This window comes from Streptomyces sp. NPDC039609, from assembly GCF_055596705.1.
Genome location: NZ_JBVIUJ010000002.1, coordinates 623673 through 642359 on the forward strand (window position 1 = coordinate 623673; position 18687 = coordinate 642359).

17 protein-coding genes are annotated in these 18687 nt (G+C 72.5%); 8 read left to right on the forward strand and 9 right to left on the reverse strand.

Annotation, left to right across the window (positions count from 1 at the left end; genetic code table 11):
* Nucleotides 1–14: 14 nt before the first annotated feature.
* The 5 genes from ACZ561_RS08215 to ACZ561_RS08235 all read right to left on the reverse strand — a co-directional run bounded on the left by ACZ561_RS08215 (nucleotide 15) and on the right by ACZ561_RS08235 (nucleotide 6359).
* Nucleotides 15–1490 (reverse strand): MFS transporter, encoded by a 1476-nt coding sequence (locus tag ACZ561_RS08215; protein WP_470990980.1) that lies wholly within the window; start codon nucleotides 1488–1490, stop codon nucleotides 15–17.
* An 81-nt stretch (nucleotides 1491–1571) separates the two neighbouring features.
* Nucleotides 1572–2156, reverse strand: coding sequence for a TetR/AcrR family transcriptional regulator (locus tag ACZ561_RS08220; RefSeq protein WP_470990982.1), 585 nt, complete (start codon nucleotides 2154–2156; stop codon nucleotides 1572–1574).
* Between the two features lie 64 nt (nucleotides 2157–2220).
* A complete protein-coding gene (gene nirD / locus ACZ561_RS08225) occupies nucleotides 2221–2568 on the reverse strand; it encodes a nitrite reductase small subunit NirD (protein WP_329120816.1) in 348 nt (115 codons plus the stop codon).
* 4 nt (nucleotides 2569–2572) lie between these two features.
* Nucleotides 2573–5113 carry a nitrite reductase large subunit NirB gene (gene nirB, locus ACZ561_RS08230; protein WP_470990984.1) on the reverse strand — a complete coding sequence of 847 codons (2541 nt, stop codon included), beginning with the start codon at nucleotides 5111–5113 and terminating at the stop codon, nucleotides 2573–2575.
* 1 nt (nucleotide 5114) lies between these two features.
* Nucleotides 5115–6359, reverse strand: a complete 1245-nt coding sequence (locus tag ACZ561_RS08235; RefSeq protein WP_470990986.1) for an NAD(P)/FAD-dependent oxidoreductase — start codon at nucleotides 6357–6359, stop codon at nucleotides 5115–5117.
* Nucleotides 6360–6569: 210 nt separating this feature from the next.
* On the opposite strand from ACZ561_RS08235, the gene ACZ561_RS08240 reads away from it, so the two are divergent.
* From ACZ561_RS08240 to ACZ561_RS08250, 3 genes are all read left to right on the forward strand, one after another.
* The gene (locus ACZ561_RS08240; RefSeq protein WP_470990988.1) at nucleotides 6570–7853 is read left to right on the forward strand and encodes a ferredoxin reductase family protein; all 1284 of its coding nucleotides are present in this window, start codon (nucleotides 6570–6572) and stop codon (nucleotides 7851–7853) included.
* A gap of 101 nt (nucleotides 7854–7954) precedes the next feature.
* A complete protein-coding gene (locus ACZ561_RS08245; protein WP_470990990.1) occupies nucleotides 7955–8170 on the forward strand; it encodes a hypothetical protein in 216 nt (71 codons plus the stop codon).
* Between the two features lie 37 nt (nucleotides 8171–8207).
* Nucleotides 8208–8987 (forward strand): sulfite exporter TauE/SafE family protein, encoded by a 780-nt coding sequence (locus ACZ561_RS08250; RefSeq protein WP_470990992.1) that lies wholly within the window; start codon nucleotides 8208–8210, stop codon nucleotides 8985–8987.
* A 10-nt stretch (nucleotides 8988–8997) separates the two neighbouring features.
* Here the strand turns inward: ACZ561_RS08250 and ACZ561_RS08255 are convergent, their stop codons facing one another.
* From ACZ561_RS08255 to ACZ561_RS08265, 3 genes are all read right to left on the reverse strand, one after another.
* On the reverse strand, nucleotides 8998–9588 hold the full coding sequence (locus ACZ561_RS08255; protein ID WP_470991331.1) for a class F sortase: 591 nt from the start codon (nucleotides 9586–9588) through the stop codon (nucleotides 8998–9000).
* A gap of 168 nt (nucleotides 9589–9756) precedes the next feature.
* Nucleotides 9757–10263 carry a hypothetical protein gene (locus ACZ561_RS08260; protein ID WP_376437497.1) on the reverse strand — a complete coding sequence of 169 codons (507 nt, stop codon included), beginning with the start codon at nucleotides 10261–10263 and terminating at the stop codon, nucleotides 9757–9759.
* Nucleotides 10264–10703: 440 nt separating this feature from the next.
* Nucleotides 10704–11474, reverse strand: coding sequence for an aminotransferase class IV (locus ACZ561_RS08265; RefSeq protein ID WP_470990994.1), 771 nt, complete (start codon nucleotides 11472–11474; stop codon nucleotides 10704–10706).
* Between the two features lie 78 nt (nucleotides 11475–11552).
* Here ACZ561_RS08265 and ACZ561_RS08270 point away from each other — a divergent pair, with 78 nt between their 5' ends.
* Genes ACZ561_RS08270 through ACZ561_RS08290 form a run of 5 tightly spaced genes read left to right on the forward strand, consistent with a single transcriptional unit; the run spans nucleotide 11553 to nucleotide 16510 of the window.
* On the forward strand, nucleotides 11553–12191 hold the full coding sequence (locus ACZ561_RS08270; protein ID WP_470990996.1) for an NADPH-dependent FMN reductase: 639 nt from the start codon (nucleotides 11553–11555) through the stop codon (nucleotides 12189–12191).
* 15 nt (nucleotides 12192–12206) lie between these two features.
* A complete protein-coding gene (locus ACZ561_RS08275; RefSeq protein WP_470990998.1) occupies nucleotides 12207–13940 on the forward strand; it encodes an ABC transporter ATP-binding protein in 1734 nt (577 codons plus the stop codon).
* On the forward strand, nucleotides 13937–15772 hold the full coding sequence (locus ACZ561_RS08280; RefSeq protein ID WP_470991000.1) for an ABC transporter ATP-binding protein: 1836 nt from the start codon (nucleotides 13937–13939) through the stop codon (nucleotides 15770–15772). The genes ACZ561_RS08275 and ACZ561_RS08280 overlap by 4 nt, the downstream gene beginning before the upstream one ends.
* A 13-nt stretch (nucleotides 15773–15785) precedes the next feature.
* Nucleotides 15786–16118 (forward strand): divalent-cation tolerance protein CutA, encoded by a 333-nt coding sequence (cutA, locus tag ACZ561_RS08285; protein WP_470991002.1) that lies wholly within the window; start codon nucleotides 15786–15788, stop codon nucleotides 16116–16118.
* Nucleotides 16115–16510: a gamma-glutamylcyclotransferase family protein gene (locus tag ACZ561_RS08290; protein ID WP_470991004.1), complete on the forward strand. Its 396-nt coding sequence runs from the start codon at nucleotides 16115–16117 to the stop codon at nucleotides 16508–16510. Before cutA ends, ACZ561_RS08290 begins: the two co-directional genes overlap by 4 nt.
* Here the strand turns inward: ACZ561_RS08290 and ACZ561_RS08295 are convergent.
* On the reverse strand, nucleotides 16461–18647 hold the full coding sequence (locus ACZ561_RS08295) for a molybdopterin oxidoreductase family protein (protein ID WP_470991006.1): 2187 nt from the start codon (nucleotides 18645–18647) through the stop codon (nucleotides 16461–16463). The two genes, ACZ561_RS08290 and ACZ561_RS08295, sit on opposite strands and share 50 nt — an antisense overlap.
* Nucleotides 18648–18687 lie beyond the last annotated feature (40 nt).

Below are 18687 nucleotides of genomic sequence, written 5' to 3' on the forward strand. Positions count from 1 at the left end.
AGAAACGAACTTCGTTATGTGGTGCGAGTGGTCAGGGCGGCCACGGCGGCCAGGGCGGCGAAGCCGACGGCCGTCGCGGCGAGCGACGAGGCGTCGCTCCCGAGGGCGAGCAGGAAGGCGAAGAGGACGGTCGGGCCGAGCTCCATCGCCGTGTTGAGGACGCCGCCCGCGAGCCCCGCGCGGTGCGGCGGTACGCCGTCGGTGGCCAGGACCGCGGCCCCCGCGAACGAGGCGGCGGCGCCGGCCGGGAGCAGGAGCAGGCCGGGCAGCAGGCCGTAGACGTACGGGACGGTGGGGTCGAGCCCCGTCGCCGCGAGGAGCCCGAGCCCGCAGGCTCCCGTCGCGAGTCCGGCGGCGGTGACCCGGCCGGGGCCGTACCGCCCGATCAGCGGACCCGTGAGTCGTCCCGTGACGAGCAGGGCGGCGGCGAAAGGGACGAAGGCGGCCGAGGTGAGCAGCGCGGAGTGGCCGCGCTCCTGCTGGAGACCGAGGGAGAGCAGGACGAAGACGGTGGCCGTGCCCGCTGCGGTGAGCGCGATCGCGGCGAGGCCGATGCCGCGGCGGCGGTCGCGCAGGAAGTCCGGCGGCAGCAGCGGGTCCCGGGCCCGCCGCTCGACGGCCACGAAGGCGGCGAGGAGAACGAGTCCGGTGAGCAGCGGGGCCAGGACGGCCGCCGTGCTCCAGGGGTGGGCGTCGGTGCGGACGAGCCCGTAACTGCCCAGCGTGATACCGGCGGTGGCGAGCAGCGCACCGGGCAGGTCCAGCGTACGGCCGGGGCCGGACGGGGTGCGGGGGAGGAGCCGGGGCCCGAGGGCGAGGGCGAGGACGGTGACGAGGACCGGCACCGCGAAGGTCCAACGCCAGTCGGTCAGGGCGGAGACGACTCCGGAGAGCAGATTGCCCGCGGTCGCGCCGAGGACGGAGAGGCCGCCCCAGGTCGCCATCGCCCGGCCGTAAGCGGCGGGTTCGGGGAACAGCGCGCGCAGCACCGCCATCGCGGCGGGCGCGACGAGGGCCGCGCCGACGCCCTGCGCGAAGCGGGCCGCGAGGAGCGCCTCGTAGCCGGGGGCGAGCGGGGCGAGGGCGGAGGCGACGCCGAACACGGCGAGGCCGAGGGGGAGGGCGCGGCTGCCGCCGTACCGGTCGGTGAGCCGTCCCCCGAAGAGCAGCAGCCCGGCGAAGGTCAGCCCGTAGGCGGCGCTGAGCAGAATCAACTCGGCGCGGTCGAGGGCGAATTCGGCGCCGATGCGGGGGAGGGGCACGGCGATCGACGCGAGCGTGAAGATGAGCGTCACCTGCACGGACCCGAGCAGGACGAAGCCCGTGGACGGAGCGGCCGTCGCGGCCGGCCCGGCGCCCCCGCCGGGCCGCCAGGCGCGGGCCTGCGCCCCCGCGTCGGTGTGTCCCGCCCCGGATCCGGTCGTTGGTCCGCCCTCCGCCTTCGCCTCCGTCGGTGGGCGGAGAGCTCCCCGGTTCGTCGCCTCCGACATGACCCCTCTTTCTTGACCGTACGTTCCAGTATCAAGGCCCAAGAAAAGGGCGCCCGATGGCGCCCTTTTCGAAGGGGTCTCTCAGTCCAGCAGTGACAACGCCTGCTCCGCCGCGTCGCGGACCCTGGCCGGGTCGCTCGACGCCTTGCCGACCAGTCGGATGCCCTGCATCAGGACGAGCAGCATCCGGGCCAGCGCCTGCGGATCGCGGTCCGCAGGCAACTCGCCCTGTGCGCGGGCCCGGACCAGCGAGGCGTGCAGCAGGGTCTCGATCTGCTCCCAGCTCAGCTCCACCCGTCGGGCCACGGCTCCGTCGTGCGGCCCCAGTTCGGCCGCCGAGTTGGTGATGAAGCAGCCGCTCAGGCGGACCTCGTCCGTCCCCGCCTCGTCGGCGAAGCGACGGACCAGGGCGCGGACGGGCGGCAGTGCGGGACCCGGCGCGGACAGCTCCTCCGTCATGAGCGGGTCGTTCGCCCGGAGGTAGCGGTCCATCGCCTTCATGTACAGATCGTGCTTGTTGCCGAAGGTGGCGTAGATGCTGGCGCGGCCGATCCCGAGACGCTCGACGAGGTCCGACATCGTCGTCGCCTCGTAGCCGCGCTGCCAGAACAGCTCGAGCGCTGCCTGCAGAGCGGCCTCCGGATCGAACTCCTTGGTCCTGGCCACGCTCCCACCGTAGATCTATCTGGAACGTGCGGTCAAGTAAGGCCGGCGGGTCTCACCGTCGCGATCAGACCGCGTGGAGCGCGCCCTCGTGGACCCGGACCGGATACACCTCCACCGTGACCTCCTCGTCGTCCAGGCAGCGTCCCGTCTCCAGGTCGAAGCGCTGCTTCAGGAGCGGCGAGGCCACGAACGGCCGTCCGTTCGCCGACCCGAGAAGCCCCCGCGACAGCACCTGCGCCCCGGTGAACGGATCCCGGTTGTCGATCGCGTACGCACGCCCCGACCGGTCCTTGAACAGCGCCACCTGCCGGCCGTCGGGCAGCAGCGCGGCCACGCCCCGGCCCGGCGTCAGGCGGGACTCCTCGCAGACCGGCATCCAGGCGTCGGGGGACGGGGACAGTTCGAGCTTCATGGCTTCAGACCCTTTCCAGGCGGGTTCCGATGGTGAGGACGGTCAGGTCCGGCTTGATCTGGTCGCGCTCGGGCACGAACTTCACCGACGGGTCCGGCGCGTCCGGCGCGTTCACGAACGACACGAAGCGGCGCAGCCGGTCCGGGTCGTCCAGCGTCTGTGCCCACTCGTCCTGGTAGTCCTCGACATGGGCCGCCATCAGCGCCTCCAGCTCGTCGCAGAGCCCCAGCGAGTCGTGCACGACCACGTCCTTGAGGTGCTCCAGGCCACCCTCGAGCCGCTCCAGCCAGGTCGAGGTGCGCTCCAGGCGGTCGGCGGTACGGATGTAGAACATCAGGAACCGGTCGATCAGTCGCACCAGTTCGGCGTCCGACAGATCCTGGGCGAGCAGGTCCGCGTGGCGCGGGGTCGCGCCGCCGTTGCCGCCCACGTACAGGTTCCAGCCGCTCGCCGTCGCGATGACGCCGAAGTCCTTCGACTGCGCCTCCGCGCACTCGCGGGCGCAGCCGGAGACCGCCGACTTGAGCTTGTGCGGGGAGCGCAGGCCCCGGTAGCGCAGCTCCAGCTGGATCGCCATCTTCACCGAGTCCTGCACGCCGTACCGGCACCAGGTCTGCCCCACGCAGGACTTCACGGTGCGCAGCGACTTGCCGTACGCGTGCCCCGACTCGAAGCCCGCGTCCACGAGACGGGTCCAGATCGCCGGCAGCTGCTCGACGCGGGCGCCGAACATGTCGATCCGCTGACCGCCCGTGATCTTGGTGTAGAGCCCGAAGTCCCGGGCCACCTCGCCGATCACGATCAGCTTGTCCGGGGTGATCTCACCGCCGGGGATGCGCGGCACGACCGAGTACGAGCCGTTGCGCTGCAGGTTCGCGAGGAAGTGGTCATTGGTGTCCTGGAGGGAGGCCTGCTCGCCGTCCAGGATGTAGCCGCCCGCCCCGATCGTCGGCGCGAGGCTCGCGAGGATCGAACCGACCGTCGGCTTGCAGATCTCGCAGCCCTCGCCGCCGCGCGCCTCAGGACGCCCGTGCGAGTCGAGCAGCGCGGCGAAGGACGTCAGCCGAAGCGTGCGGGTGATCTCGTACAGCTCGCTGCGGGTGTACGAGAAGCAGGCGCAGAGCCCCTTGTCCTTCGGCTCCGGCAGCAGCTGCCCGATGAGCTTCACGCAACTGCCGCAGCCCGTACCGGCCTTGGTGCACTTCTTCACCTCGGGCAGCGTCTCGCACTGGCTGATCGCGTGCTTGGTGACGTTGTGGCACGAGCAGATGACGGCGTCGTCGGGGAGCGCGGACGGGCCCAGCGCCACCGGTGCGCCCGCGCCCGCCGGCAGGACCAGCTGCTCGGGGGAGACCGGCGGGACGGAGCCGGTGAGCGGCCGCAGCATCCCGTACGAGTCGGCGTCACCGACCAGGACACCGCCGAGCAGCCTGCCCTCGCCGTCGATGACGAGCTTCTTGTAGACCCCGGAGCGGGAGTCGGAGTACACGACGTCGAGGCAGCCCTCGGCCGTGCCGTGCGCGTCACCGAAGGAGGCCACGTCGACGCCCAGCAGCTTCAGCTTGGTCGACATGTCGGCACCGGTGAAGCCGTCCACGGACTCGTCGGCGATCGTCGCCGCGGCCGTCAGCGCCATCTCGTAGCCCGGCGCGACCAGGCCGTACACCCGGCCGTCGGAGGCCAGCGCGCACTCGCCGATCGCGTACACGGCGGGGTCGGACGTCTTGCACAGCTCGTCCACCGCGATGCCGCCGCGCTCGCCGACCCTCAGACCGCAGTCGCGGGCCAGCTGGTCGCGGGGCCGTACGCCCGCCGAGAACACCACCATGTCCGTGGCCAGTTCGGAGCCGTCCGACAGACGCATCCCGGTGACTGCGCCGTTCTCGGTCACGACCTCCTGGGTTCCGGTGCCCGTGTGGACGCTCAGCCCCATCTGCTCGATCGTGCGCAGCAGCGCGGCGCCACCGCCCTCGTCGACCTGCACCGGCATCAGCCGGGGCGCGAACTCCACGATGTGCGTGTCGAGTCCGAGCCCCTTGAGCGCGCCCGCCGCCTCCAGGCCGAGCAGTCCGCCGCCGACGACCGCACCGGTCGTCGCCGCCCTGGCGTACTCCTCGATGGCCAGCAGGTCCTCGATCGTCCGGTAGACGAAACAGCCGCGGGCGTCCTTGCCGGGGACGGGCGGTACGAACGGGTACGAGCCGGTGGCCAGGACGAGCGTGTCGTACGCGATGACCTGCCCCGACCGGGCGGTGACCGTACGGGCCTCACGGTCGATCGACTCGGCCGGGTCGCCGACGTACAGCTCGATGCCGTGCTTCGCCATGAAGCCGTCCTCGACCATCGAGAGATCGTCGGGCGTCCGGCCCTTGAAGTACGAGGTCAGCTGGACCCGGTCGTAGGCGGGGCGCGGCTCCTCGCAGAGCACCACGACGCGGGCGCGCTCGGTGACGCCACGGTCCGCCAGCGCCTCCAGGAAACGCTGGCCGACCATGCCGTGGCCGACCAGGACGACAGTGGGGGTGTGCACGGGCGTGGTCGACATCTCAGGAGCCTCCGTCATGGGTGAGCAGGTGAAGCAGGGGAGCGGGCGGAAGGGCCTCGTCGCCCTCCCAGGCCCGGGCGAGCGCCCCGACCGCGGCGAGATCGCCGAGCAGCACGCCACCGACGAGGCGGTCGCCGCGGACGACGACCTTGCGGTAGGCGCGCCGGGTGGCGTCGGTCAGCTGGACGACGTCGTCGCCGGGCAGCGGGGTGGCCTCGCCGAACGCGGCCAGGTCGAGGGCGTCGTGCCCGCCGAGCGTGAGGCGGGTCAGGGCGCGGGTGCCGGTGTAGGCGGGCCGGGACGTCGCCTCCGGCGCGGTCGCAGCCGGCGGGGTCGCGGCGGCCTCGACAGCGGGCGTCTCCGACAGGAGAAGGTCCGCCAGCGCGTCCGCCTGTTCCAGGGCCGGGCCGGCCAGGCCGTAGACGCGGCCGTCGTGTTCGGCGCAGTCGCCGATGGCGTGGATGTACGGGTCGGAGGTCCGCAGCTCGTCGTCGACGACGATGCCCCTGCGGACGTCCAGACCGGCGTCCCGGGCGAGCCCGACACGCGGCCGGACCCCGCACGCAAGCACCACGACCTGGGCGTCGAGCACGAAGCCGTCGGCGAGCTCCACGGCCGTGACCGCGCCGTCCTCCTGGCGCAGGCCGCTGACCCGGCACTCGGTGTGCACCTCGACGCCGAGGGACTCCACGTGCTCCCGGAGCAGCTCCGAGGCCTGCGCGTCGAGCTGGCGCTCCATGAGCCGCTCGCCCTGCTGGGTGAGGACGACCTCGGCGCCGAGCGCCGCCAGCGCGCGGGCCGCGGAGACTCCGAGCAGTCCGCCGCCGATGACGACCGCGCGGACCCCGGACCGGACGAGCCCCCGCAGCTCCAGGCAGTCGTCGAGCGTGCGGAACGGGTGGACGCCCGACGGCAGCCGCGAGCCGCGCAGTCCGCGCAGCGGCGGCAGCACGGGGTTGGAGCCGGTCGCCAGGACCAGCCGGTCGTAGCCGACCGTCGTCCCGTCCTCGCACTCCACGGTCCTGGCGACCCGGTCGATGCGCACCGCCCGCACCCCGCGCCGCACCGGCTCCAGCGGAGCGGGCAGCGCGATCACCTCCGGCGCGTACCGTCCGGCGAGGACGTCCGCGAGCAGCACCCTGTTGTACGGTGCGTGCGGCTCTTCGCCGAGGAGGGTGACCGGCAGGCGCTGGGCGAGCCGGACGCCCGCCGTTCCGCCTCCGACCACCACGATCCGTGTACTCATGTCTCGAAGAGTGCGGGGCGGGTGTTACCCGTCGGCATCCCGTTTGTTTCCCCTGCGGAACGCTGATCTCAGACCTGCGGGGTTCGCACTGTGAGGCGGACGGGTGTGAGGCTTAACCAGTGGTCAGAGTCTCCTCAAGGGGACCTTAAGGATCGCGGGGGAGCGGCTGACCTGGGGTTCTCGTATACGGGCGGACCCTAGTGTGCGGGTGTGACGACCGAGGTCAGTGAACCCCTCTTCGACGTGCGCGCGGCGGCGCGTCCGTCCCCGCGCACCCCCGTGGCCGCGCCCGCGCCCCGCCTCGCCCCCGATCGGCTGCGTAACGCCGTCGTCGGCGGAGCCGGGGCCGTCGCCCTGCTCTGGGGGCTCCAGGCCGAGGCGTCCGCGCGCCTGGACGCCGTCTTCGCGACCGGCGCGCATCTCACCGGGCTGCTCGCCGGCTACGGCGTCCTCGTCATGCTGTTCCTGATGGCCCGCGTCCCCGCCGTCGAGCACGGCGTCGGCGCCGACCGGCTCGCCCGCTGGCACGCCCTCGGCGGTCGGTACGTCCTCGGCCTCGTCGGTGCCCACGCGCTCCTCGCCCTGTGCGGGTACGCCGTTCACACCCGTACCGACCTGGTCACCGCCACCCTCGGGCTGCTCTCCTACCCGGCGCTCGCCGCGGCCACCGCCGGCACCGCGCTCCTCGTCGCCGTCGGTGTCACCTCCGCCCGGGCCGCCCGGCGGCAGCTGCGGCACGAGACCTGGCGGGCGGTCCATCTGTTCAGCCACCTCGCCGCCGCCCTCGGCTTCGTGCACCAGCTCGCGGGCCCCGACCTCGCGGGAAGCCTGCCGGCCGTCTGGGCCTGGTCGATGGCGCACGCCACCGTCGCCGTCCTCCTCGTCTGGTACCGGATCGTCGTCCCCGTCCGGCAGGCGCTGCGCCACGCCCTGCAGGTGACCGAGGTACGCGACGAGGGCCCGGACGTCGTCTCGGTGACCATCCGCGGCACCGGCCTGGAGCGGCTGTGCGCCGAACCGGGCCAGTTCTTCCGCTGGCGGTTCCTGACCCGCGGGCTCTGGCGGACCGCGCTGCCCTTCTCCCTCTCCGCCCCTGTCCACGACGACACCCTGCGCATCACCGTCAAGGCGCTCGGCGACCACACCCGCCGGATCCGGCGGCTGCGCCCCGGCACCAGGGTCCTTGCCGCCGGCCCGTTCGGCGCGCTCACCGCGCACCGCCGTACGCGCCGCAAGGTGCTGCTGCTCGCCGGGGGCGTGGGCATCACCCCGATGCGGGCGCTCTTCGAGACCCTGCCCGGCGGGCCCGGCGACGTGACGCTGCTGTACCGGGCCTCCGACGCCGAAGGACTCGTCCTGCGCGAGGAACTGGAGCGGATCGCCCGCCGACGACAGGCCGCCCTCCACTACCTCCTCGGCCCCTCCGACGCCTCCTTCGACCCCCTCGCCCCACAGGCGCTGCGCAACCTCGTGCCCGACCCTCGCCGCCCATGACGTCTATCTGTGCGGCCCGCCCGCGATGGCCCGCGCCGCCACCGACGCACTCGTCCGGGCCGGGGTCCCCGTCCGCCGCATCCACTCCGAGGACTTCAGCCATGGCTAAGCACCGAGCCCCGCGCGCCCGCGCCACCGCCCGGGCCACCGTCCACCCGACCGACCGCGCACGCCGGCGGCTCGCCGCCGGACTCCTCACCGTCGGCGCGCTCGCCGCGACGTTCCTGACGGCCGCCGTGGAACCGGCCGCCCCGCCCACGCCGGACCGGGCGCCGACCGGCACAACCTCAGACGTAGCTCAAGACTCCAGGGATTGATGGACGGCGCACGCATCTTCTCCCTAGGCTCGCGACCATGCCTGACATCTCCCTGACCACCGTCGTCCTGCTCTGTATCGCCGCACTCGTGGCCGGCTGGATCGACGCCGTGGTCGGCGGGGGAGGGCTCCTGATGTTGCCCGCGCTGCTGCTCGGCCTCCCGCAGGTCCCGGCGGCCCAGATCCTCGGCACCAGCAAGGCCGTCGCGATCGTCGGCACGTCAGGCGCCGCCGTCACGTACGTGCGCAAGGCGCCGGTGCAGGTGAAGACGGCGGTACGGATCGGGCTCGCGGCACTCGCCGGCTCCATGGGCGGCGCGTTCTTCGCGGCCGGGATCAGCAGCGATGTACTACGCCCCGTGATCATGGTGGTGCTGGTCGGCGTGGCCGCGTTCGTGATGCTGCGGCCGTCCTTCGGGATCCAGGGGGAGGACAAGGCACCCGTGACCCGGGCCCGGATCGTCACCGCGATCGTGCTCGTCGGCGGCGGGATCGGCTTCTACGACGGCCTGATCGGGCCGGGCACCGGCACCTTCCTGGTCCTCGCGCTGACCGCCGTGCTCCATCTCGACCTGGTGACCGCCTCCGCCACCGCCAAGATCGTCAACGTCTGCACCAACGCGGGCGCGCTCGCGATGTTCGCCTACCAGGGCAGCGTGTTGTGGCAGCTGGCCGCCGTCATGGCCGTCTTCAACCTGGCCGGCGGCATGATCGGGGCGCGGATGGCGCTGAGCAAGGGCTCGGAGTTCGTCCGCGGGGTGCTGCTGTTCGTGGTGTTCTCGCTGGTCGCGAAGCTCGCCTTCGACCAGTGGAGCTGACGGCGGCCGATCAGCGCACACCGATGAGGTGGGCGAAGGCCACCACGTTCCCCTGGTAGCCGGACTTCTTGGTGAACCCGCCGCCGCAGGTGATGACCCGGAGCTCGGCCCGGTCCTTCTCCCCGTAGACCCGCTCGTCCGGGAAGTCATTGTTCTCGTACACCTCGACGGCGTCGATCGTGAACACGGCGGTACGGCCGTCCTGCCGGTCGACCTCGATCCTGTCGCCCTTCTTGAGCGCGCCGAGCGCGTAGAAGACGGCCGGGCCCCGCGCGTTGTCGACATGGCCGGCGACGATCGACGTGCCCTCGGCGCCGGGCGTGGTGCCGTCCTCGTACCATCCGGCCAGATTGCGGTCGCTCGCCGGCGGCACGTCGAGCGCGCCGTCCGGGCTCAGCCCGAGCCCGGTCATGGGCGCGTCGACGTCGATCTCGGGGATGCGCAGCCGGACGGGGGTGGAGGGCGACAGCGGGTCGGCGGCGGCGTCCGTGTGCGCGTTCGGCCCGGCGGCGAACGCCTCGGCGGCCGACGGGACCGGCGGGGTGACGTTCTCCGAGCCGTTCTGGACGAGCCAGATGCCGACGCAAGCGGCGATCGCCATGCCCCAGCCCTTGGTCCTGCTGCTCACGGTCTGCCCTCTCGGGTGGTGCGGGGGTGATGCGGGAGGGGGATGTGGCCCTGCCCCCGCCGGCCCTCGTAGGGGCGCGGCGGGGGCAGGGAACGGGCGGTACGTCCCAGGGAGCCCGGGCAGGAGGCCCGGGAGCAATCCCTAGTCGTCCTGCGCGCCGCTCGCCCGGCGGCGCAGGAGCCAGGTACCGCCGACGGCAGCCGCGGCCAGCACCGCCGCGCCCGCCGTGATCTGGGCGGTGTCGGGGCCGATACTGCCGCCGACACCGGTCTGGACATGGCCGCTCGGGCTCTTGTGCTTGACGACGAGTTCGCCGCGAGCGGTCTTGCCGTTGTCGCAGGCGACGCTGATGCCGAACGTACCGGCCTTGGCGTGGTGCGGAACCGTGAACTGACCGACCACGACCTCCTTGTGTGTGCTCGGATTCAGCTGGAACTCACCCGCGCCGAGCGAGTTCGCGTCCCCGACGCCGTGCCCGTGCGAGCCGCAGGCGAGGGTGTTGACGGTGATGGTGGTGCCGGGGGTGGCGGAGGACGGATAGACCTCCAGGGCCTCGTGGTCCCCTGCGTACGCCGCCGGTGCGGCGAAGGCACCGATCGCGGCGACCGTCAGCGCGGTACCGGTGAGCAGACGGGCAGTGGTGCGCATGGGTCCTCCGGGGCGCGCGAGCGGACGTGCCGGGGAGGTCTCCCGGGAGGGACTTCCCGGGACCTACCTCCTAGGACCGAGATAAGGGCCGCGCCGCGCCGCGCGCCTGCTGATGGAGGGTCAGAATTACGCCGTCCGGTACGGTGTGTCGCCTTGCCCGGCCAGTGTTTACGCAGGTCAGGATGGGTTGCGAGGAGTGAGGTGGCGGCCCGTGTCGAACGGGTGACACCGTGAGACCGCGCCCGGAGATCGAGCCCCTCGGGGAGGCTCCCCGCCCGGAGACCGCGCCCGGAGATCGAGCCCCATGCGGAGAGGCTCCCCGCGCGGAGGCCTCCGTCGCCGCGACCGTCAGACGATCAGCCCCTCGATCGCCGCGCGGGCCCACTCGAACACCCCCTGGAAAAGGTCGTGTTGCCTGTTCCGGGACGCCGTCGGGCCCGCTACAGCCGATCCCACGGCACCGATGCGTACGCCTCGTGCACCCGCCCCATCAGCTCCTCGTCCACCGCGAAGTCCACGCCGTCGATTCGCTCGACCGGCGAGATGCCCCGGGAGTTCGTCACGAGGGCCGCGCGGAAGCCCGCGAGGTCGTCCCGGGTCACCCGGCGCCGTACCGATTCCAGGCGGGACTCCAGCAGGGTCATCGTGATGCCGTGCAGGCAGGGGGCCGACGGCCAGACCAGTGACGTGCCGTCCCAGAAGGCGATGTTGGTGACCGCGCCCTCGGCGATCTCGCCGTCCGGGGAGGTCAGCAGCGCCTCGTGGAAGCCCTCGCGCCGCACCGCCTCCCCGTAGTACGTCTGGCCGAAGCCGCCGACGTGCTTGATGTGGGGCGCCGGACGCCCGTACACGACGGACTTCAGGCGCTGCGGGGTCGGAACGTGGTGGTACGGATCCGCCAGGGTCACCGTGGTCCGGGTGCCTCCGGCGAGGTCCGGGTGGACGTACACCCGCGCCGCCGCGTCCCGCCGGCCCGCCGATTCCAGGGCGCCGCGCAGCAGGGCCCGTACGCGCTCCCCGTCCACACCCTCGTCGAACAGCTCCAGGCCGGCACGGTCGAGGCGGGCCAGATGCAGGTCGAGGCCCTGCACCCGCCCGTCGCGCACCTGGGCGGCGGTGAAGTGGCCGTAGCCGGTCAGGAGGCTCGCGAGGACCTTCGGGTTGGTGGCGGGGGAGCCGTCGATCTCGATGTGCGGGGCAGGCGTCGTCATGCCCTCACCGTATGTGGAGAGGCATACGGAAAATCGACGCTTGACCTCAACCAAGCTTGAGGTACCAAGATCCTCGGCATGGACATCACGAACTCCGCGAACTCCGCGAACCCTGCCGTTTCCGTCAACTCCGCCCAGGTCGCGCCGCTCAAGCTCGCCGTCATCATCGCCAGCGACCGCGAGGGCCGCTTCGCCCCCGTGGTCGCCAACTGGTTCCTCGGCCGGACCGTCGAGCGCGACGACTTCACCGTCGACGTCGTCGACCTCGCCGAGGTCGGCCTGCCGACCTCTCTCTCGTACGACCCCGACCCCGCCGTCCGCGCCGAGCTGGCCAAGGTCTCCCCGGTCCTCGCCGCCGCCGACGCCTTCGTCGTCCTCACCCCCGAGTACAACCACTCCTTCCCCGCCTCCCTGAAGTCCCTCATCGACTGGCACGGCTCCGAATGGCATGCCAAGCCCGTCGGCTTCGTCTCGTACGGAGGGATGTCCGGCGGACTGCGCGCCGTCGAGCAACTGCGGCAGGTCTACGCCGAGATGCACGCCGTGACCGTCCGCGACACGGTCTCCTTCCACAACGCCCACGGCCACTTCGACGAGGACGGGCGCCACAAGGACCCCACCCGCCCCGACGCCGCCGCCAAGTCGATGCTCGACCAGATCGCCTGGTGGGCGCACGCACTGCGCAACGCCAAGTCCACCCGTCCGTACGCGGCTTGAGGAGCAACGGGAACCATGCTGTTCCGACTCGTCGCCGGCCGGCTGCGGCCCTACCGGCGCACCCTGGCCCTGGTCGTCATCCTCCAACTCGTCCAGTCCCTCGCCTCCCTCACCCTTCCCACCCTCAACGCCGACGTCATCGACAACGGAGTCCTGCGCGGCGACACCGCCCATGTCCTGGCCGGCGGCGGACTGATGGCCGCCGTCACCCTCCTCCAGGCCGCCGCGGCGGCCGCCGCCGTCTACTTCGGCGCGAAGATCGCCATGGGGGTGGCGCGTGACCTGCGCGCCGTCGCCTTCCGGCGCGTCCAGGACTTCTCCGCCCGCGAGATGAGCCGCTTCGGCACCGCCTCCCTCATCACCCGCACCACCAACGACGTCCAGCAGGTCCAGACGTTCGCCGTCCTCGTCCTGACGATGCTGGTCGCCGCGCCCCTGATGTGCGTCGGCGGCATCGTCATGGCTCTCGACCAGGACGTCCCCCTCGCCCTCCTCCTGCTGCTCTTCGTGCCGCTCATGGCCGGGGCCGTCGGTGCCGTCGTGCTGCGGATGCGGCCGCTGTTCCGCGGGATGCAGGAGCGCGTCGACCGGGTCAACCGCGTGATGCGCGAACAGATCACCGGCATCCGGGTCGTCCGGGCGTTCGTCCGCGACCGGCGCGAGCAGCGAAGGTTCGGCGCCGCCAACGACGAACTGCGCGAGGTCGGACTGCGGGTGGGCCGGCTCCAGTCCGTGATGTTCCCGATCGTGCTGATCGTCTGGGAGCTCGCGACCGTCGCCATCATCTGGGCCGGTGCCCACCGGATCGAGTCCGGCGCCCTGCAGGCCGGTTCGCTGATCGCGTTCCTCGGCTATCTGCTCCAGATCATGATGTCGGTGATGATGGTCCTCTTCCTGATGATGCACATGCCCCGCGCCGAGGTCAGCGCCGAACGCATCCAGGAGATCCTCGCCACCGAGCCGTCCGTCACCCCGCCCGACGCGCCCGTCCGAGAGCTGGGCGAGGCGGGAGGGCTGGAGATCCGCGACGCCGACTTCAGCTACCCCGGCGCCGAGGAACCCGTCCTCCGCTCGGTGAGCCTCACTGCCCGCCCCGGCCGCACCACCGCCGTCATCGGCTCCACCGGCAGCGGCAAGACCACCCTCCTCGGGCTCGTCCCACGCCTCTTCGACGCGACCGGCGGCGAGGTCGAGGTCGGCGGCGTCGACGTCCGCGACATGGACCGCACCCTGCTCGCCCGTACCGTCGGACTCGTCCCGCAGAAGCCGTACCTCTTCTCCGGCACGGTCGCGACCAATCTGCGGTACGGAAAGCCCGAGGCGACCGACGAAGAGCTGTGGCACGCCCTGGAGATCGCCCAGGCCGCCGACTTCGTACGGAACCTCCCCGAGGGACTGGACGCGCCGGTAGCCCAGGGCGGCGCCAATCTCTCCGGCGGTCAGCGCCAACGCCTCGCCATCGCCCGGGTCCTCGTCGCCCGCCCCCGGGTCTACCTCTTCGACGACTCGTTCTCGGCGCTCGACTACAGGACCGATGCCCTGCTGAGAGAAGCCCTCGCCCGGGAGACCTCCGACGCGACCGTCGTCATCGTCGCCCAGCGCGTCTCCACCATCCGCGGAGCCGACCGGATCGTCGTCCTCGACCAGGGCCGGGCCGTCGGCAGCGGCACCCACGAGGAACTCATGCGGGACAACGCCACCTACCGGGAGATCGTCCTCTCCCAGATCACCGAGGAGGAAGCAGCGTGAGCGCCCCTCAGCGCCGTGGACCCGCCGTTCAGCAGCGTGGTCCCGGCATCGCCACCCCGTCCCTCGAGCGGTCACTGAACTTCCGCTCCTCCGGCCTGCGCCTGCTGCGCACCATGGCCCCCGAACGCCCGCGGCTGCTCGCCGTGTTCGCCGCAGCGGCGATCGGCGTCACGCTCGCCGTCCTCAGCCCGATGATCCTCGGCCGCGCCACCGACCTCGTGATCTCCGGCGCCGCGAGCCCGGCCGGCGTCGACTTCCGGGCCGTCGCCCGGGTCCTCGCCGCCGCCCTCGCCCTGGTCGTCGTCTCCGCCGGACTCAACTGGCTCCAGCAGCGGCTCGCCACGACCGTCGTCCAGCGGGCCGGTCACCGGCTGCGCGAGGAAGCGCAGCACAAGCTCGCCCGGCTGCCGCTCTCGTACTTCGACCGGCAGCCGCGCGGCGAGGTCCTCAGCCGCACCACGAACGACATCGACAACATCACCCAGACCCTCCAGCAGGCCTTCAGCCAGATGGTCCGGGCGCTGCTCACCCTCGTGGGCGTGCTGGTGATGATGTTCTGGATCTCCCCGCTGCTCGCCCTTGTCGCACTGGCGACCGTCCCCGTCGCGCTGTTCGTGGCCGCCCGCATCGGCAAGCGCGCCCAGCCGCAGTTCGTGAAGCAGTGGGCCGTCACCGGGCGCCTCAACAGCCATGTGGAGGAGATGTTCACCGGCCACGCCGAGGTCGTCGCCTTCGGGCGGCGCGACGAGGCGGTGGCACGCTTCGACGAGCTCGGCGAGGAGCTGTACGGGGCGAGCTTCCGCGCCCAGTTCATGTCCGGCTTCATCCAGCCGGCCCTGACCTTCGTCGGCAACGTCAACTACGTCCTGATCGCCGTGGTCGGCGGCCTGCGGGTGGCGAGCGGGACGCTGACCGTCGGCGACGTCCAGGCGTTCATCCAGTACTCGTACGAGTTCAACGGCCCGATCACCCAGGTGGCGGCCATGGCCAATCTGCTTCAGTCCGGAGTCGCCTCCGCCGAGCGGGTCTTCGACCTCCTCGACGCGGAGGAGGAGTCCCCGACGGCCGCCGGAGCGCGACGCCCCGAGAGGGTGACCGGCAGGGTCTCCTTCGAGGAGGTGGCGTTCCGCTACGAGCCGGAGAAGCCGCTGATCGAGGACCTGTCGCTGACGGTGGAGCCCGGCCAGACGGTCGCGATCGTCGGCCCGACCGGCGCCGGGAAGACGACGCTGGTGAACCTGCTGATGCGGTTCTACGAGGTGACGGGCGGCCGGATCACCCTCGACGGCGTGGACATCTCGGCGATGTCGCGGGAGGACCTGCGGTCCGGGATCGGCATGGTCCTCCAGGACACCTGGCTGTTCGGCGGCACGATCGCCGACAACATCGCCTACGGAGCCGGCGGGAAGGTCAGCCGCGAGCGGATCGTCGAGGCCGCCATGGCCACGCACGCCGACCGGTTCATCCGCACCCTGCCCGACGGCTACGACACGGTCCTCGACGAGGACGGCGCCGGTCTCAGCGCCGGCGAGAAGCAGCTGATCACGATCGCCCGGGCGTTCCTGGCCGAGCCGGTGATCCTGGTCCTGGACGAGGCGACCAGCTCGGTCGACACCCGCACCGAGGTCCTCATCCAGCGGGCCATGTCCTCCCTCCGGGAAGGCCGCACCTCCTTCGTCATCGCGCACCGGCTCTCCACCGTCAGGGACGCGGACGTGATCCTCGTGATGGAGGACGGCGGGATCGCCGAGCAGGGCACGCACGAGGAGCTGCTGGCGGCGGGCGGTGCCTACGCCCGGTTGTACGCGGCCCAGTTCGCGGCGGCGGCCTGAGTACGGTGAGGGGGTGACCCTCGCACTGACCGTACTCACCACCACCGACAGCGCCGCCAAGGCACAGGAGCTCGCGCGCGGGGCGGTCGAGGCCCGCCTCGCCGCCTGCGCGCAGATCTCCGGGCCCGTCACCTCCGTCTACCACTGGCGGAAGGCGATCGAGACCGAGGAGGAGTGGCAGGTCCTCTTCAAGACGACCGAGGCCCGCTACGAGGCCTTGGAGGCCCACCTGCTGGCCGTGCACGACTACGACACCCCGGAGATCGTCGCCACGGCGGTGGTCCGCGCGTCGCCCGCGTACCTGGAGTGGATCGAGGCCGAGACGACGACGGCGCCCGCGGAATGACCGAGCTGCCGTTCTTCGTCTACGGCACGCTGCGGCCGGGCGAGTACAACCACGACCGCTTCCTCCTCGGCCGCACGGCGGCGGAGGAACCGGCCCGGCTCTCCGGGGCGTTGCTGTACGACGGGCCCGGCTATCCGTACGCCGTACCGGGAGAGGGCCTGATCGCGGGCGACCTGGTGACCGCCGCACCCGGGGAGTACGGCGCACTGCTCGCCGCTCTCGACCAGGTGGAGGGCGGGGCCGGGTACGAGCGGGCGGAGCGTCCGGTCGTACGGCTCCGGGACCGGGCGGCCGTCCGCGCCTGGGTCTACTTCGCGGCGCCCGGCACCCCGTACGGCCCGCTCATCGGGGGCGGGGACTGGCGGGCTCGAGGCGGACCGCGCACACCTTGAACTCCGGCATCCGGGAGACGGGGTCGAGGGCGGGGTTGGTGAGGGTGTTCGCCCGGCCCTCGCCGGGCCAGTGGAAGGGCATGAAGACGGTGTCCGACCGGATGGCGGTGGTCACCCGGGCGGGAGCCACCGACCGGCCGCGCCGTGAGACCACGGCCACCCGCTCGCCGTCGGCCACTCCGAGCCGCTCCGCGAGCCGCGGATGCAACTCGACGAAGGCGCCGGGCGCGGCCGCGTTCAGCTCGTCGACCCGCCGGGTCTGCGCCCCGGACTGGTACTGCGCGACGACCCGTCCGGTGGTCAGCACGATCGGATACTCGGCGTCCGTCTCCTCCGCGGCGGCCCGGTGCACGACCGGCACGAACCGCGCCCGCCCGTCGCCGGTCGCGAACCGGTCGAGGAAGAGCCGCGGGGTACCGGGGTGGGGCCGGGCCTCGGTCGTCGGGGCGGCGGCCTCTGGTGCGCCGTCGGTCGCGGCTTCCGTCGCGAGGCCGCCCGCCGGGCCGGCGTCCGCCGTCGGCTCCGGCTCCTCCGGGCAGGGCCAGAAGACGCCGTTCTCCTCGCGGATGCGGCGGTAGCTGATGCCGGAGTAGTCCGCCGGGCCGCCGGCCGAGGCGCGGCGGAGTTCGTCGAAGACCTCCTCCGGGTCCGTGGGGAAGCCCTTCTCCCAGCCGAGCAGACCGGCCAGCGCGTGCAGCACCTCCAGGTCGGTGCGGACCCCCTCCGGCGGGGTCAGGGCCCGCTCCCGGAGCAGCACCCGGCCCTCCAGGTTCGTCGTGGTCCCGGTCTCCTCCGCCCATTGGGTGACCGGCAGCACGACGTCCGCCAGTTCCGCCGTCTCCGACAGGACGACGTCCGCGACGGCCAGGAAGTCCAGCGAGCGGATCCGCTCCTCGATGTGCGCGGCGCGCGGTGCCGAGACGACGGGGTTGGAGCCCATGAGGAGCAGGGACTTCACCTCGCCGCCCAGCGCGTCGAGGAGCTCGTACGCGCTGCGGCCCGGGCCCGGCAGCGACTCCGGGGCCACGCCCCACACCTTGGCCACATGCGCCCGCGCCGCCGGGTCGTCGAGCTTGCGGTAGCCGGGGAGCTGGTCGGCCTTCTGGCCGTGCTCCCGGCCGCCCTGGCCGTTGCCCTGGCCGGTGAGGCAGCCGTAGCCGGAGAGCGGCCGACCGGCCTTACCGGTCGCGAGGCAGAGGTTGATCCACGCGCCGACCGTGTCCGTCCCCTTCGACTGCTGCTCCGGGCCCCGCGCGGTGAGCACCATCCCGGTCTCCGCGTCGCAGAACATCCGCATCGCGTCCCGCAGCAGCGGCACGGGCACACCGGTGATCCGCTCGACCAGCTCGGGCCAGTGCGCCATCGCCCCGGCCCGGGCCGGCTCCCATCCCTCCGTACGCTCCCGGACGAACTCCTCGTCGACCCGCCCCTCGGCGACGACCAGGTGCAGCAGCCCGAGGGCGAGCGCGAGGTCGGTGCCCGGGCGGGGCGCGATGTGGAGGTCGGCCTGCTCGGCGGTACGGGTGCGCCGCGGGTCGACGACGATGAGCTTGCCGCCGTTCTCCTTGAGCTCGGTGAGGTAGCGCAGCGCCGGCGGCATCGTCTCGGCGAGGTTGGAGCCGACGAGGATCACACACCCGGTGCGGGGGATGTCCTCCAGCGGGAACGGAAGCCCCCGGTCGAGCCCGAACGCCCGCTGGTGCGCGGCCGCGGCCGACGACATGCAGAAGCGGCCGTTGTAGTCGATCTGCGAGGTGGCCAGGACGAGCCGGGCGAACTTGCCGAGCGTGTACGCCTTCTCGTTGGTGAGGCCGCCGCCGCCGAAGACCCCCACGGCATCGGGTCCGTGGTCGGCGCGGGTCCGGCGCAGCCCATCGGCGACGGCGGCGAGAGCCTCCTCCCAGGTGGCCGGCACCAGGGCGCCCGTGTCAGGGCATCGGACCAGGGGCCCGGTCAGCCTGACCTGGGAGGAGAGTACGGCCGGGGCGGTGCGGCCCTTGCCGCACAGCGCGCCCCGGTTGACGGGGAAGTCGGTCCGCTCCACCACCTCGACGGAGGCGCCCTTCGGGCTCAGTGACATGCCGCACTGGAGCGCGCAGTAGGGGCAGTGCGTGGGGGTGGTGACAGCCTCGTACATGCGGAAATCATGAGACGGGCGTGTTACGGGAGGCAGCGCG